The following is a 16,381-nucleotide window of genomic DNA, read 5'->3' as shown; positions in this document are numbered from 1 at the left end:
GAACGTTGTAACATCTTCATGAACTGAAGCGCTTCATACCACTTACCGAACATAAGTGGCGTGAAACGCTTTTTATTTTATCGACGGAACAATTCGAGAATGGATATTTTAACGAGCGATTTAGGCAAGGGTCGACGAAAACTTGCGCATTTAGTATAATTTTCCATACCGATCGAGACCAGCTTCATAATTCGATGGTTTTTCCCCGATTTGGAAATATTTTTTATAATTTCATTGTTTTTTTGTAACCTTTCTTTGACCGGGAGCGTCTATAGATATGGTTGCAATGTTGTATATAGATTACTAGAAACGCCGCAGCAGGAAAGAGGAGGAACGTTATGAAATTATGGCTGCGCAGAAAAAAAGAGCAAACGCAGCAACCTGCCGCAGCCGAATCGACGGCGGAAATCGCAGCCGGGCAAGCCGCGGCGGTTGAGGCAGCACCGGATGAAAGGGTCCTCCTGGAACCAGCGATGGGCCGGGAAATCGATACGAGCAAGCCGATGCTTACCGTAAGCGGCGTGGAGCGGTCCTTTCCGGTCGGAGGTCAGCAGCTTCACGTGCTGAAGGGAATTAATATGGCCTTGTACCCGACACAGCTGGCGATGCTGAAGGGGCGATCCGGTTCCGGAAAGACGACGCTGCTGAACATGATCGGCGGGCTGGATCAACCGAACAAAGGGGAAATTTATTTCCAGACGCATGCGTTCCACCGATGCAGCGACGACGAACGGACATACATAAGAAGAAAAGAAATCGGATTTATATTTCAATCGTTTGCTTTGATGCCTCTTTTGTCCGCTTGGGAAAATGTGGAATTATCGCTGCGGATGGCGGGAGTTCCCAGGTCGCAGTGGAAAGCGCGCGTAACGCACTGCCTGGAACTCGTCGGACTCGGGCGGCGGATGCACCACCGTCCGTTCGAGCTTTCCGGCGGCGAACAGCAGCGCGTGGCGATTGCCAAAGCGATTGCGCATCGGCCCAGCCTGCTCTTAGCCGACGAACCGACGGCCGAACTCGATTCGCAGATGGGCGCGCAGGTGATGGCGGTGTTCCGCGATATCATCCGAACCGAACGGATGACGATCTGCATGACGACACATGATCCGACAATAATGGAGGTTGCCGACCGTGTATTCGAAATGGTGGATGGAAAATTTATTAATTCTTAAAAGAAAGGCGAAGCCGCTGCTTCTTCTTGGCACGGCGTCGGCCATGATTGTGTCCTCCGGTTGCTCACTGCTGCCGAAGGAAGACGAAGAAGAGACCGTTCCGGTCATTACGGCGCCGAAGCTGTCCAAAAAACCGGAATACGTCGTAAAGACTGACACCCTTGAGACGAAAGTGCGGGGAGCCGGCAGACTGATGGCGACGGTCGAAGAAGACTTGTATTTTACGGACGAAACGAGCCGGCGACTCAAGAATGTAGCGGTGAAAGTTGGCGACAAGGTGGAGCAAGGCCAAGTGATCGCCGAACTGGACGTGACAGAGCTGGAGAGCCAATTGAAGCAAAAGCAGCTGCAAACCCGCAAAGACGAGCTGCAAATGATCGAGACGCTGCGTAAAGCCGACGAGATGGGGGCGGAGCAGGTTGAACTGGCAAAGATCGACTTCGAGCTGAAACGCGAGGAATTGAACAAGCTGCTGAAGACGGTTTCCGACGCAAAGTTGAAGGCGCCGTTCTCGGGAACGATCGTGTCGGTCTATTTGCAGAAAGGCGATACCGTCAAAGCGTACGATGCGATCGTAACGATTGCCGACTTGTCCAAGTTGACCGTAGCGGCGACGCTAAGCCAGGACGATCTCAAACGCGTAGCGATAGGGATGGAGGCTGTCGTCGACATTAATGCGGCAGGGCAGCATAAAGGCAAAGTGCTGCAGCTGCCGAACCCGAAGACGGATGGCAGTTCGGGCGGCGGCGGAGGAACTTTCCCCGGGGGCAGCGGACAGAAACCGCCGGATAGCATCGACAATTACTTGCTCGTGGAGCTGGATTCGTTTCCGCAAAATGTAAACCGGGGCACTCCGCTTAGCGTATCCGTCATTACCCAGCGCAAGGAGAAAGCGGTCGTCATTCCGCTCGCTGCACTTCGTTCCTATGCGGGAAGAAACTATGTGCAGGTGGTCGACGAGCAGGGCAATAAGCGAGAAGTGGACGTTGAGGTCGGACAGCAAACATCCACGGATGTGGAAATTGTCAAAGGACTGACGCCGGGACAGAAAGTAGTTGGTCGCTAATGCCGATGCTCCGATTTTTGACCCGCAAAATGTGGAACACCCGCTGGCTGACGCTCAGTACATTGGCCGGATTGATTATGGCCGTAGCGTTTACGACGAGCATCCCGATGTACTCGGACGGTTCGCTCAAGCGCGTTGTTTCCAAATCGCTCGAGGAGAAGAGCAGCGGTCTTCCCGCGGGTTCGGTGCTGATCCGCTATCAAGCAGCCGGAAGCGACCGCGCCGAGCTCGAAGCGTTGAATGAAGTCGATCAATACATACGGGAGGATATGCCGAAGGATATCTCGTTTCCGACGCAAACCTATGTCCGCAGCTTGTCGATCCGAGGTTCGCAGCTTTCGCCGGAAGATCCTTCCAAGGTCGACCCGAGCAAACGCCGGCAGATGACGCTATTCGCGCAAAGCGGATTGAAGGACGAAGTCGAGCTTACGCAAGGGTCGTGGTACAAGGATCAGCCGCAAGGCGGCGTGATCGAAGCCATGATCCATGAGGAGGCGATGTACCGCAACGATATTCATGTCGGTGACGTGTTCAATTATCCGATTTCGGGCGGTCTAGGCATTCCTCCGTTGAAAATCAAGGTGACCGGTACGTTCAAACCGAAAAATGACGCAAGCCCCTACTGGTTTCAAGGATTGGAAGGGTTAACGGGATCATTCTTCATGAGCGAGACCGGGTTTCATGACGAGCTGCTCAAAAACAAAAAAATTCCGCTGAATCTCGGCAACTGGTATTATGCTTTCGATTTGAAGGATATTCAGACAAGCCAGTTGTCTCCGCTCGAGCGGAAGCTGGAACGGCTCGATATTACGCTGTATCAAAAGCTTAAAAATACGAGAGTCGATATCTCGTTTGTTCCGATCTTACAGGAATTCAAGGTGCAGAGCTTACAGCTCCAAATTATGCTGTTTACGCTTGCGGCGCCGATGATTGCGATGGTGTTCTATTACATCGTAATGAACGCGCAGCAGTCGCTTGACCGTCAGCGCACCGTCATCGCGGTCATGCGAAGCAGAGGTGGCAGTACGAAGCAAATTATATGGGTGTATTTGCTGGAAGGGCTTATTCTGGGGGCAACTGCCATGGTGATCGGCCCGCTGCTCGGATGGTTCATGGCGAAGAGCATCGGCTCCTCGAGCGGGTTTCTGACGTTTGTGGACCGCAAAGCAGTGCCGGTCGGCGTATCTACGGAAGCGTTGTTGTATGGGACGGCAGCCGTGGTCATTGCGATCATGGCGAGTGTTATTCCGGCGATTGTGTATGCAAGATCGTCGATCGTAAGTCATAAGCAAAAGCTGGCCCGCGGGGATAAAAAACCGTTTTGGCAAAAATGGTATTTGGACGTTGTGCTGATCGCAATTGCCGGGTACGGCTATTACTTGTTTGGCGAACGGCAAGATTTATTCGGCAAAACCGGGCTGACCACCGATCAATTGCAGGTGCATCCGCTGCTGTTTTTTATACCGGCCTTATCGATTATTGCGCTTGGATTGTTTTTCTTGCGTATTTTCCCATGGCTGCTCAAACTCGGCAATTGGCTTGGCAAAAGGCTTTTGCCCGTTCCGGTATATTTGACGCTGACGCAGTTGTCGCGCTCCGCGTCGTCGTATTATCCGCTGATGCTGCTCCTCATCTTGACGCTTGGTTTAGGGGTGTACAACGCTTCGGCAGCAAGAACGATCGATTTGAATTCAACCGACCGCATTTTGTACTCCTACGGAACCGACGTGATCATGAAAGCGGATTGGGAGGCGGTGTCCGACGAGCTGCCGCAGGAGCAGGATCAGGGCCAAGGCCAGGGCCAGGGAGGCTCCGGTCAAGGGAGCGGCCAAGGTCAGGGTCAAGGTCAAGGTCAAGGCCAGGGGAATGGCGGAGGAAACCCCGGTCAGCCGGGAGGCGGAGGTCCCGGAGGCGGACAGGAAGTTCCGCCGAAGATGCGCTATATCGAGCCGCCTTTCGCGATATTCCGCGAACTGGAAGGCGTTGAAGGTGCCGCCAGGGTGCTGCTGTCGAAAAGCAATATCGTCGTTTCCGGCAAGTCGCTGGGGCAAGGAATGCTGATGGGGATCGATAATGTCGATTTTGCCAAAGTGGCCTGGTTCCGCAAAGACTTGTTCAAAGTGCATCCGAATACGTATCTCAACTTGCTCGGTCAATATGAGCAGGCCGTCATTGTACCGACTTCCTTCGCCGAGAAAAACCATATCAAGATCGGCGATTTGATGAATATAACGATCGCCCAGCAGTCGGTGGAATTTATCGTCGTAGCAACCGTGCCGTATTGGCCGAGCCAATACCCGGAACAGACGCCGTTTTTCATTGCGAACCTGGAGTATATTTACGACCAGGCGCCGATGACGCCGTACGAGGTGTGGCTCAAGATGAAAGACGGGGCGAAAGTGGCTCCGATGATCGAGGCGCTTCAAGCGAAAAAAATCGACATCGCTACGGTGAAAGATGTTCGCAACGAACTGATTTCGCAGAAGAAGCATCCGGCCCGCGGAGGTGTGTTCGGGATTCTCAGTCTAGGCTTCTTGGTGTCGGTGCTGATCTCGTTGATCGGCTACATTCTTTACTGGTTTTTCAACTTGTCGAGCCGGGTTGTGCAATTCGGCGTTTTGCGGGCCATGGGGCTCTCTAGGAAACAATTGACCGGCATGCTGCTGCTGGAACAGGCGTTTACGGCAGGACTCGCGATCGCGCTCGGACTCGGCATAGGCAAACTGACGAGCTACTTGTTCCTGCCATTTCTGCAAACGGCCGAGAATGTGAAAACGCAGGTACCTCCGTTTCGCGTTGTATTCGACTCCAGGGACACCGACCAGCTCTATGTGGTCGTTGCGGTCATGATGATTACCGGCGCAGCCCTATTGTTCCTGCATATCAGGCGATTGCGCGTTCATCAAGCCGTGAAGCTGGGAGAGGAGAAATGATGCAGTGATTCTTTGCGAAGGACTCGTCAAAATATATAAAACCGACGATATCGAGGTCGTTGCGCTGCAAGGGCTGAACATTTCGGTTACCAAGGGCGAGATGATGGCGATTATCGGCAATAGCGGAAGCGGCAAATCGACGCTGCTGAACATCTTAGGCGGGCTTGATCGGCCGTCGGCCGGCCAGGTGCAGGTCGGCGAGTGGAATTTGCTTAAGATTACCGATGAGGAACTGGTTCGCTACAAACGTGAAACGGTCGGCTTTATCTGGCAAAACAACGCGCGAAATCTTGTTCCTTACCTGACCGCTTTGGAAAATGTGGAGATGCCCATGATGCTGAGCGGCAAGTATGACCGTCCCTATGCGAAGCAGCTGCTGGAATGGGTCGGCCTGAAAGAGCGTGTGAACAACAAGCTCCAACAGCTGTCCGGCGGGGAGCAGCAGCGTGTCGCCATTGCGATTGCGCTCGCTAACCGTCCCTCAATGCTGCTTGCCGACGAGCCGACAGGCTCGGTCGATACGCGTACTTCCGATATGATCATGGACATATTCCGTCGTTTCAATAAGGAGCTTGGCGTAACCATCGTGATCGTAACGCACGATATGACGCTTGCGAGCAAGGTGGACCGGGTCGTGGCGATTCGGGACGGAATGACGAGCACCGAATTCATTAAGCGCAATCCGAACCTGGATCAAGCTGCAGAGGAGACTCCGGCCGGAAAAGGCACGATTCATGACGTTCATGAGGAATATGTGGTGCTGGACCGGGCCGGCCGGCTTCAAATTCCGAGAGCCTACTTGCAGACGCTCGGGATCGACGGCAAGGCGTCCATGGAATTCGACGGCGAGAAGATTATTATTCGTCCGCCCAAAGCATTACGGTAGGCGCAGGTTATTTTTTTCAAACCCAAGGGGGAAATCCAAGTGAACAAACCGTTAAAAAATGCCGTTTTATTATCCGCATGCGTCGGGTTGATGGTGCCTACGCTCGCAGCCTGCAGCAAGACGAATAATGCGAACGACAAGAAAGAGCAAGTTCTGCGCATCGCTACAAGCATGGGCTATAGTTCGGAAGATGAATGGTTCCGTCAGCGCTTCACGGATTTGTTCGAGTTTGCCAATCCGAATATTAAAATCGAGATGGTGGCTACGAACGATGATCGTTACATGTACGCTCCGCCGAAACCGGGTGAGCGCCCGAAAGACCCGATGGATAAGCTGAAAGAAGTGATGCAAGGCGACAATCCGCCGGATGTCGTCATGGTCCAGTACGAGCAGTTGACCGACCTGATCTCGAACAATATGCTCACGCAGCTCGACCCGATGATCACGAAAGATAAATTCGATACGTCGGATTTTGTGCCTGCCGTCATCGACGGTCTTAAGAAAGTGGGCGAGGGTAAATTGTACGCCTTGGCGCCGACTTTCAGTTCCTCCGCCCTCATTTATAACAAAAGAATGTTCGACGAAGCCGGCGTTACTTACCCAAAAGACAAGATGACATGGGAAGAGACGTTCGAGCTGGCCCGCCGCTTGGCCAAAGGAGAGGGGGAAAATCGCAAATACGGATTCTCCTTCTCCACGCAAAGCATGGGCGGGGATATGTACTATGCGAGCCAAATGTATATAACGCCTCTGCAGCTTCGAATGTTCGATGAGAAAGCGGAAAAGATGACCGTCGACTCCGATCAGTGGGAGAAAGTATGGAAATCGCTGCTGCAGCTCAAGACGGAGAAGCTGATTCCGGAGCAGCAGGACCCTTCCTCCATGAAGGCCAGAATGATGCCCGGGTCGGCTGAGGACTATAATCCGTTCCAGTATGACGATTTCTTGTCGGGACGCGTAGCGATGGCGATTATTAATTACGGCCAAATCAATCAAGTAACGAATGCCATGAAGAACGCGCAAAACGTCAAAGGCTTCTCGCCTTTCGAATGGGACGTCGTCACGCTGCCGGTTCATCAGGAAGCGCCGGATCTGGGCGGGTATATCAGCATGGACGGCATCATGGGGATAAACGCCAAATCGCAAAACGCGGATGCCGCATGGAAGTTCATCAAATTTATTAACAGCGAGGATTGGGCACGCCTTAAGGCCAGCAGTTCGTACCAGATCGTCTCCAGACAAAAATATATTAAGCAGAAGGATGGCGTGTCCATGAACATCAAGGCGTTCACGACATTGCTGCCCGTACCGCAAATGGATTACAAGCTGTATCGCGATATGCCGGGTCTTCGCCAAGTGAACAGCATCGGTCAGCGTATGCTTCAAGAAGTCGTTCAGGGCAAAATGCCGGTTCGCGACGGGTTGAAGCAATGGCAGACCGAAGGAAATACGATGCTGCAGCAGCTTAAGGAGAACCCGAACGGGCCGGTCGGCGGTCCGAAAGGAATGATGATGTACTAGACTTGGCATTTTTTCAATTATGCAGGGAGGTAACAGCCAGATGAACAGAACAAAACGCAACCGATCCAAAGCATACGTCCTGCTGCTCGCAGCACTACTTACGCTCAGTTCCGCCGTTCCCGCTTTCGCAGCGGACGGCGGCGGGACGACGACTCCCGAGACTGGTGCCGTTTTCTCCACAGGTACTGCACCGACCATCGGCACGATTAAGCTGAACGACTCGAGTTACTTCGAGCTCAAAAATGTTTCGTTGCTTCCGGCGCAAGGAAACAAAACAGTCACGTTTACGGTCACCGTAAATAACGGAAGCAGCAGCGACCTGCTCTTTATTGACTACTGGGTCCGATTAAAGACAACGACCGGCAATCAAATTTCGGTACATGTGCTGCCGCAGGATAAGGACAAGAACCGGATTACCCCGAAGTCGAACCAGGATATCTCCTTCTACGCAACGGTTAACGCGGAAACGGAGCTAAAGGATTTGATCTTCGAATTCATCAAATGGGATTTCAGCCAGTCGAGCTTTGAACGCTCCATCGGGGAAGTGAAAGTTCCGGACGATTACAATATCGTTACGGCCCCCGGCGAGGCGAATACGATCCAAATCGCATCCAATCCGATCCAAACGACGATTAAAAAAGTGTACATGAGCCGCAACGAGAAAAACTATACGCCTACCGTCGTCCTTACACTCGAGAACGTAGGAAGTCGCAGCGTGGCGATTCCCGGCTATCAATACATGCTCAGAACGGCCGAGGGTTACATGTATCCTCTTGATGCCAAAGGGATCAAAGACCTCAGCATCAACCCGAAGGTGAAAAAAGATATCGATCTGACGGGCTCCGTGCCCGTGACGGTTTCCACGGAAGGTTGGCAGCTTGTCATCGTACAAAATGCCGCCGATCTCAAGATGAATCTCCCGATCGCGTTCTATGCGCTGCCGCAAATATCCGAACCGGACGCCGTCGATCTGGGCAAAGAATTCAGCTTTACCGTCGAGGACGGCTCTTATACGGCCATGCTGAACAGCGTTCAGCGGCTGCCGTGGGAGGATCAGGATATATTGGCGGCAGGCTTGACGCTTTCGAACCGAGGGCCTGAAGCGTTGCCGATTCCGAATTTGACAGGTTATTTTGAGCTGGACGATGCGGTGAAAGTGGAAGCAAAGCTGGTGCGGACGGACAAAGTGATCGGCTTGTCGCCGAATGCATCCGCGCAGTTTCAATTCGTCGGCAAAATACCTTACACTTACGAATTTGCCAAAGTGAAGCTCATACTTCAAGAGAAGCCGGAGTCCACCGGCAGTTCGGGATCGACCGGAAGCACATCTGAGGCGAGCGATTTGCTTGAATTTGTTCATCGCTCCGAGCTGATGCAGGTGCCTCATATGAATGTCGGCGAAACGCACAAATCGACCAATATTGGCCGGAAAACCGACTATAAAATTCATCGCGTCGTGACCTATACGGGCAATGCGAACGATACGTTTGCCGTTGAGCTTGAAACGGTCAATCAGGAGAAAAGGTCTGCCGATGTGACCAAGTTGGTTGCTCATTTCAAAACACTGGACGGCAATGTGTACCCGGCAACCGTTTCGGAAATTAAGAACAAGATTAACCCTGGGAACTCAGCGCTTTTGTTCTTATCAAGCAATATACCCAAAGACTTGGATACATCCGGGATGAGCATTACGATCGGCGAGGCGGTTACAGAGGATAAGCTGTCGGAGAAGGACAAAACACCGGATGCCTATGTGAACGCGGCCGCATTCTGGCTGCCTGAGGGATCGGGTGAAGTGAAGCCGACTTTGAAGGATTTGGAGCTGGATCCGTACAAGCTGACGATCAACCGGATTTATACCCAACTTGACAGCCAAGGTGTACATCTAACGTTTGATTATAACCTTATCAAAAATATGATGGCAGAGACGAACACGGAAGGTCGCAAGCTAATTATTGCGCTTGAAGACGAGGCGGAGAAAATCGACATTACGAAAGAGTTCGATTTCAAAGATTTTGAAGGAACCGGAACGCAGGGGGGAACTACAAATGTCGGTTCCGTTAGCGACGGCAGATTCAAGCTCGGAAGCTACAAAGACTTTAAAATTGACGTCAATGACAGCGACCTGATTTTTGATCTGCGTTTCCTCAAAACATACAAACTCAATGTTTACGATTCGTTCCAAGGTCAAAAAAGACTGCTCGCTTCTCAGAAGGTCGACTGGTTCGAAAGAACGGAATAATATTTCATATCTTTTCATAAGAAACCGCTTCTGCGCTGCATACGTGAGGAATGTGTGCGCTGAAGCGGTTTTTGTCGTCTGCCAGCATATTTGAACAATTGGTTAAATTTGCAATGGCACTATTGACACTTTTTTACATAACCATTATGTTCATATCGTTAACAATATTGTTAACAGACGATACGAATATGACTCTTTTCATACGTACATATTACTTTTTTCACCTTACAGAAGCGGGCAGCCACAATTATACTGAACAAAGATTTTATGGAAAATGAAGGGATGCAGGGAAATGCTTCGTCTAAGTAGTCAGCAATTCGTAATGGAGGAGTTAGAGAGATGAATAAATTAACCGATTTTTCCATGAAGAACATCACAGCGGTGATCATCATCGTCATGCTGTTGTTCGCCGGGGGAGCCTATGCTTCAACAACGCTTAAAGTAGAGAACATGCCGGACATTTCGTTCCCGGTCGTTGTGATCAGCACGCAGTATATGGCACCGCCCAAAGATGTACTCGAAGACGTGACCAAGCCGCTGGAGAAAGCGGTGGCCGGTCTGGAAGGCATCAAAAATTTGACTTCCACTTCAAGCGATAATTATTCCTCCATCGTCATTGAGCTGGAGCAGGATAAAAAGCCGGACGACGTCAAAAAAGACGTGGAAAGCCTCATAGCGAACGTCAAGCTGCCGCAGAGCGCGGAAAAGCCGAAAGCATCGACATTCGGCTTTGCGTCGGAGCCGGTGTATTACTTGTCCGCCTATGCGAATAACGGCATGACGCAGCAAGATCTGGACAAAATCTACAAGGACGTTATTTTGCCGGGCTTTAACGGAATGAAAGGCATCGATCACATCGATTCGATCGGCAATCAGGAAGCAGTGCTGAAGATGAAGATGGATGTGAGTGCGATCAACAATTACAATATGACGCCGGCGCAAGTATCGCAAAGCATCAAGTCGGCGCTGACGACGAGCCCGGCCGGATCGGTCGATTTTAACGGAAATAGCCAGATGGTTCGTGTCAAGAGCGATCTAAATACGATTTACAATTTGGAAAACATGAAAATAATGACGCCGAACGGTGATACTTTGCTTCTGAAACAAATCGCCAAAGTCGAGGCCATTATGGAATCGGAATTTATGTCCAGGCTCAATGGACAGCCGGCGATCGGAATTCATTTGTACAAAACGAAAAACGCCAACACCGTCGAATTTGCCGCCGAAGCCGACAGACTGATGGACGGCTGGAAAAAGGAATTCCCGAACATTACATTCCATGCGGTGTACAACCAGGCGACCGACATTAAATCCTCGATTAGCGGCATGGTAAAAGAGGGCGGACTTGGGGCTATATTGGCATCGATCATGATTCTGCTCTTCTTAAGAAACGTTCGCATGACGTTTATCGTACTGGTCTCCATTCCGTTATCCATTATGATCACGCTGCTCGTCATGGCACCGCTGGGAATTTCGCTTAACATTATGACGCTCGGCGGGATGGCGATCGCCGTCGGGCGGGTCGTCGACGATAGTATCGTCGTTATCGAGAATATTTACAGTCAGCTCGTGAGAGCGCAGGAGCGCAATGAATCGGTCATTAAGCTGGCTACGGCGCAAGTGGCTTCGGCCATTACCTCATCTACGATTACGACCGTGGGCGTGTTCGGCCCGATCGCATTCGTCAGCGGCGTGCTTGGCGAAGTATTCCGCCCGTTTGCCATTACGCTGTCCGTCGCGCTGCTATCGTCGCTTTTCGTTGCGGTAACGGTCATTCCGCTACTTGCCAAGCTGCTCGTGCTCCGCAGCAAAAATATTAAGACGCACGACGAGGCCGCTGTAGGCAAACTGTCGATGACGTATAAGAAAACGCTGCTCTGGTCGCTTAACAACCGGAAAAAAACGGCACTCATCGCTTTTCTGTTATTTGTCGTTACGGTTGCAGGTACGGTTCCTTTTTTGGCTACGTCTTTTATGCCGGAGAGCGAGTCCGATAAAATGATGCAGTTCAGTGTTAAAATGCCGCGTGAAACGACGATTGAAACGATGAACGAGAAAATAAAAGAGATTGAAGCGATGATGCGGGAATCGAAGGATCCGGCTGGCGAGCCGACCTTCGATTATGTGGAATCATTGGTCGGTTATAACGGAGGGACGGACCGGGTTGCGTACCGGACGATGTTTTTCGCTGCCGCTTCCGCTCATTCCGACGCCAAAAAAGTAGTAAAAGATTTTAAGGAGAAAATCTTATATTTGCTGCCGAAAGGCTCCGAGTCCGAAGGCACGTTGATTTCCGCCGGGGGCCCTCCTTCCGGGGGAGCGGATTTCTCCTACATGTTGAAGGGGGACGATCTGGATCATTTGAAGCAGGGAGCAGAGATGGTCCGGAACAAATTGAAGGAATTCCCCGAGCTTTCCGACATTAAAGACAGCTTGAGCGAATCCAAGACGGAAGTTGAAATCGCAGTCGATCAAAATAAAGCGCGCTTGTTTGGTTTATCCTCCGCGCAAATTATGGATACCGTTCGCAGCTGGCTTGCGGAAGAGAAGCTGGGCGACTTGAAATTCGATAACACTACATTCGAAACGAAAGTGATGATCGATCCGAACTTTAAAAATTCAGTCGACAAAATCGGCAGATTCACGATCAAGACGCCGACTGGTGCGACCGTGAGCTTGAATGAAATTGCCAAAGTGCGCCAGATCGACTCGCCGGTTGCCATTTCTCGTGAGAAACAGGAACAGTACGTAAGGGTTACGGCGAAGATCGACTCCGTCGATAAAGGCGGAGTCAGTAAAACAATCTCCGAAGCACTGAAGACGGTCCAATTTCCTTCCGGCGTCCGTACGGAAGTCAAAGGGGTTAGCGACGATATGCAGGAGAGCTTTAACCAAATGTTCGTGGCGATGGGCGCATCCATCTTCATCGTCTACCTGGTGATGGTGCTCGCATTCGGCAATGCAAGCGCGCCGTTTGCCATCTTGTTCTCGCTGCCGCTTGCGGCGATCGGCGGCTTGCTCGGATTGCTCCTGACGAAGGAATCGGTTAATATTACTTCCTTGATTGGCTTCCTGATGCTGATCGGCGTCGTCGTTACGAATGCGATCGTATTGGTTGACCGCGTCCAGCAGCTACGCGAGTCCGGTCATAGCGTCCGTGAAGCGCTCATCGAAGCGGGGATGACCCGGATGCGCCCGATCATTATGACCGCCGGTGCAACGATCATCGCGCTGATGCCGCTTGCAATGGGTCTGTCCAAAGGGACGTTAATCTCCAAAGGCCTCGCGGTCGTCGTGATCGGCGGGTTAACGACATCGACCTTGTTGACGTTGATCATCGTGCCGATCGTATATGAAATGATCGAGAACATGAAAAATAGCGTGAGCCGCTTGATCCGCAAGAAAGAAAAGCCGGCCGCAGATCATCCGGTTGCACCCATTGCGCCGTAAGATCCGAAACGGACACGGACAAGAAACGTGAAAAACATTGAATTCAACAGGGAAGAGGAGAATTTTCAATGAACCATACATTCGCACAAACATTAAAGCATGGCACGAAAGTCATCGGAGCGGTTATGATCAGCACCGCGCTTATGACGGGCTGCACGGGCAGCCCGGCCGCCCAGCCCGCGGCCAATGCGGCGGAACCGCAGCTGAAGACGGTGAAAGTCAGCAAGATCGAGAAGAAAAAGATCGGCGACCCGATCGAGCAGGTGGCAGACGTCATCTCCTCCATACAGATTGATATTGTGAACAAGGTCGGGGGCGACGTGCAGGAGATTATGAAGAAGCGCGGAGACATGGTGGAGAAAGGGGAAGTAATCTTCCGCCTGGATCCGACCGATGTGCGGATTGAAAAAGAAAAGGCGCAAATCAACTTAAACAGCACGCAGCAGCAGATGGTCAAAGCGCGCGAAGATTTGACTAACAGCAAGCAGGAACTGAGAAACGGAATCACAAAGCTGGAGCAATCGATAAAAGATACCGAAAAAAACTACGCCAAAATGCGCAATGATTACGACTTGGGCCTTGTCACCAAATTCCAATTGGAGCAAATGGAAACGACGTTGAACAACTTGAAGCTCGACCTGGAAAGCTCGCGCAGCAAGCTGAAGACGTTGGAAAGCACCAACTCGCTTGCCCAGATGGAGCAGACACTGCAAACGTCGAACGTTACAATTCGCGAAAGCGACCGCACCTTGAACAATATGGAAGTCAAGGCTGCGGTTAGCGGCGTATTGACGGAGCTGCCGATCGAAGTCGGGATGACGCTTCCGGCCGGCTTCAAAGCGGCGATGGTCCAACAGCTCGACCCGATCAAAATCAAAGCAGAGCTGACCGAGGAGTCGGCAAAGCTGGTTCGCGGAAAACAAGAACTGACGTTCTACATTCCAGGTACGACGGATAAAGTGAAAGGGAATGTGAGCTATTTGGCCGACGTCATGAGCTCTCAGTCGAAATCTTATGTGCTGGAGCTCGAAGTGCCGAATGCCGACCGCAAGTTGAAACCAGGAATGAAAGCGCAAATTTTGCTGACGGAAGAAAATGATCAGCAGGTCGTAACCGTACCGACGCTAAGCGTCGTGCGCGAAGGCGGAGATACGTTCGTATTCGTACTTGCGGGCGATCAGGCCGAGAAGCGTAAGGTGGAATTGGGCCGCCTGAACGAGACGAACCAGGAGGTCATCTCCGGTATCAAAGAAGGCGAGCAGCTTATCGTGTACGGGCAAAACCAATTGAAGGACAAAGAAAAAGTGCAGCTTGCGAAGTAAAATCGCGGCTGCGGCGATTGATAGGAGGAGAACCCATTTGAACCATTCATGGAAGAAAGCGGCGGCTGCGCTAGTCATTACCGCCTCACTCGTAAGTACAGGTACTGGATATACGGTGCTGGCCGCTGACGAGAGCGTTTCGGAAGTTAGCGTCCTGGCGAATGCGACATATCAGCTGACAGATCAGCTCGATTTCGAGGTAAAAGGCGTGCTGAATGAACGTATAGCGGACGGAACGCGACTAGGCGTCGTTGTGCGGATGAAGAACAACGGCAGCTCGATTGTCCGGGTGCCCGAATACGAACTGAGAGTCAGAACGAATATAGGCATCGAGTATACGCTGCAGCCCAGCGCATTGAACGTTAAATCGATTCAGCCGAAAGCAAATTCGGAGTTAAGTTATATGGCCGTCATCGACCGGACGGATGAGATTTCGTTGACGGAGCTGAATTGGACCGATGTCGACTTTTACGTGTACCCGAAAAAAGAAACGCTGATCGTATCGGCGCCCATCTCCGGAGAGGCGTGGAAAGGCAGCGATACCGCGATCACCGATCCGGAAGCGGTCAAGAAATGGCCGGACCCGTTCCAAATTCCGTCGCTCCTTTCACCGATCCGGTATACGCCGGCCGTCGTGAATAGAGAATCTACCGCACAAGGAACCGTCTACGTTGTACAACTGCTTGCCCATAATCCGGCGGGACAGCGCGAAACCGTTCCGGATTTCATTGTTGAAGGCATAGGCGACGGAAAAGTATACTCGGGAAAAAGGGTCGAGCAGGAAGCGGTAACGCTCGAGGCGAATGAGGAGAAATATATTCACTTTGCCATCGCGACCGATCAGGATACGGTGCTGAAGAGCCTCAACGTGCTGACGCCGGAAGTGTTCGCGCAAGCGGGAGTACAGCAAGCGGTGAAATACACTGTGGGCCGGTTGAATTTGCTGCTGCCGTCGGGAGCGGCGAACAGTGCTTATGAGGCTTACAAGTTGGGAACGCCGATGAAGTTCGATGAGCGCAGCGAGCTGATTCATCCGAATTTGGAAGTATCCGTCGTGGAAATCCATATGAACGAGAATAAGGATGCGGGTTCGCAAACCGTCACTGCCAAGTTCAAGCTGTTCAACAAGACGGATCGGCCGATGGCCGTCCCTGTATTTCAGGCAGATCTCGTCAGCTCTGATGGCAACGAGTACAGCGGCAGCCGCCAAAGCGCAAGCGCCGCGACCGTGCTTCCGAATGCGGCGGTGACCATTAGTTACGCATTCGCGGTTCCATCGTCGGAGACTGGTACAGGGCTTGCCCTGAAAATTCAGGATACGAAAACGGCTGCGCCGTTCAAATCGACCATGGCTGCGTACAGTATAGAACTGCAGCAGCCTGGAAGCAGCAAAGACGAATTCAGCGTGTATCCGTTTCGCGTAAAAATAAACAGCTGGACCGTCGGCGTCATGTTCAACCAAAACGCAAAGCTGGCTTATTCTTACAAAGGAAAATTCCATCTCGATATTCAGCGGGAAGATCAAGTGCAAGCGGATCAAAACTTCTCCCATTTGCTGTTTGAGTTGTACGATTCTTCCGACCGTCTCATCGGCACAGCGAAAGGGTCGTTCCTCGGTACGAACCGCCTTGTAACCGGCGAGAACAATATTACATTCGACGCGACAACCGAGCAGTTCGAACACACGCTTACGGTTCGGCTATACGAAGTATTTACAACGGCAAACGGCGAATCCAAACGTTTGCTTGGAGCTTACAAGCAATAATCATCCCTCATAAGTATAACAAAG

9 protein-coding genes are annotated in these 16,381 nt (G+C 51.6%); all 9 read left to right on the top strand.

All coding sequences use genetic code 11. The features are described 5' to 3' along the window. Positions 1–338: 338 nt before the first annotated feature. The 9 genes from ACFQI7_RS05430 to ACFQI7_RS05390 all read left to right on the top strand — a co-directional run bounded on the left by ACFQI7_RS05430 (position 339) and on the right by ACFQI7_RS05390 (position 16,357). On the top strand, positions 339–1,172 hold the full coding sequence (locus ACFQI7_RS05430) for an ABC transporter ATP-binding protein (RefSeq protein ID WP_218097117.1): 834 nt from the start codon (positions 339–341) through the stop codon (positions 1,170–1,172). Then, entirely contained in the window at positions 1,132–2,238 is a 1,107-nt protein-coding gene (locus ACFQI7_RS05425) for an efflux RND transporter periplasmic adaptor subunit (RefSeq protein WP_377516694.1), read from the top strand. Before ACFQI7_RS05430 ends, ACFQI7_RS05425 begins: the two co-directional genes overlap by 41 nt. Further along, the gene (locus ACFQI7_RS05420) at positions 2,238–5,171 is read left to right on the top strand and encodes an ABC transporter permease (RefSeq protein ID WP_218097118.1); all 2,934 of its coding nucleotides are present in this window, start codon (positions 2,238–2,240) and stop codon (positions 5,169–5,171) included. Before ACFQI7_RS05425 ends, ACFQI7_RS05420 begins: the two co-directional genes overlap by 1 nt. Positions 5,172–5,175: 4 nt before the next feature. Continuing rightward, the gene (locus ACFQI7_RS05415) at positions 5,176–6,057 is read left to right on the top strand and encodes an ABC transporter ATP-binding protein (RefSeq protein ID WP_218097119.1); all 882 of its coding nucleotides are present in this window, start codon (positions 5,176–5,178) and stop codon (positions 6,055–6,057) included. A 39-nt stretch (positions 6,058–6,096) separates the two neighbouring features. Continuing rightward, positions 6,097–7,578 (top strand): ABC transporter substrate-binding protein, encoded by a 1,482-nt coding sequence (locus ACFQI7_RS05410; RefSeq protein WP_230414624.1) that lies wholly within the window; start codon positions 6,097–6,099, stop codon positions 7,576–7,578. A gap of 40 nt (positions 7,579–7,618) precedes the next feature. Next, positions 7,619–9,820: a hypothetical protein gene (locus tag ACFQI7_RS05405; protein ID WP_218097120.1), complete on the top strand. Its 2,202-nt coding sequence runs from the start codon at positions 7,619–7,621 to the stop codon at positions 9,818–9,820. Between the two features lie 339 nt (positions 9,821–10,159). After that, on the top strand, positions 10,160–13,270 hold the full coding sequence (locus tag ACFQI7_RS05400; RefSeq protein WP_218097121.1) for an efflux RND transporter permease subunit: 3,111 nt from the start codon (positions 10,160–10,162) through the stop codon (positions 13,268–13,270). A gap of 68 nt (positions 13,271–13,338) precedes the next feature. Further along, positions 13,339–14,592, top strand: a complete 1,254-nt coding sequence (locus tag ACFQI7_RS05395) for an efflux RND transporter periplasmic adaptor subunit (RefSeq protein ID WP_218097122.1) — start codon at positions 13,339–13,341, stop codon at positions 14,590–14,592. A 37-nt stretch (positions 14,593–14,629) separates the two neighbouring features. Continuing rightward, complete coding sequence (locus ACFQI7_RS05390; protein ID WP_218097123.1) at positions 14,630–16,357, top strand: hypothetical protein; 1,728 nt, start codon at positions 14,630–14,632, stop codon at positions 16,355–16,357. Positions 16,358–16,381 lie beyond the last annotated feature (24 nt).

This window comes from Paenibacillus allorhizosphaerae (genome assembly GCF_042659105.1).
GTDB classification, from domain to species: Bacteria; Bacillota; Bacilli; order Paenibacillales; family NBRC-103111; genus Paenibacillus_G; species Paenibacillus_G allorhizosphaerae.
The sequence above is the reverse complement of the archived record's forward strand: the minus strand, read 5'-3'. Positions and strand labels throughout refer to the sequence as shown.

Coding starts and splice junctions, on each gene's coding strand:
- ACFQI7_RS05405 (WP_218097120.1), top strand. CDS start 7,619: ATGAACAGAACAAAACGCAACCGATCCAAAGCATACGTCCTGCTGCTC.
- ACFQI7_RS05420 (WP_218097118.1), top strand. CDS start 2,238: ATGCCGATGCTCCGATTTTTGACCCGCAAAATGTGGAACACCCGCTGG.
- ACFQI7_RS05430 (WP_218097117.1), top strand. CDS start 339: ATGAAATTATGGCTGCGCAGAAAAAAAGAGCAAACGCAGCAACCTGCC.
- ACFQI7_RS05395 (WP_218097122.1), top strand. CDS start 13,339: ATGAACCATACATTCGCACAAACATTAAAGCATGGCACGAAAGTCATC.
- ACFQI7_RS05400 (WP_218097121.1), top strand. CDS start 10,160: ATGAATAAATTAACCGATTTTTCCATGAAGAACATCACAGCGGTGATC.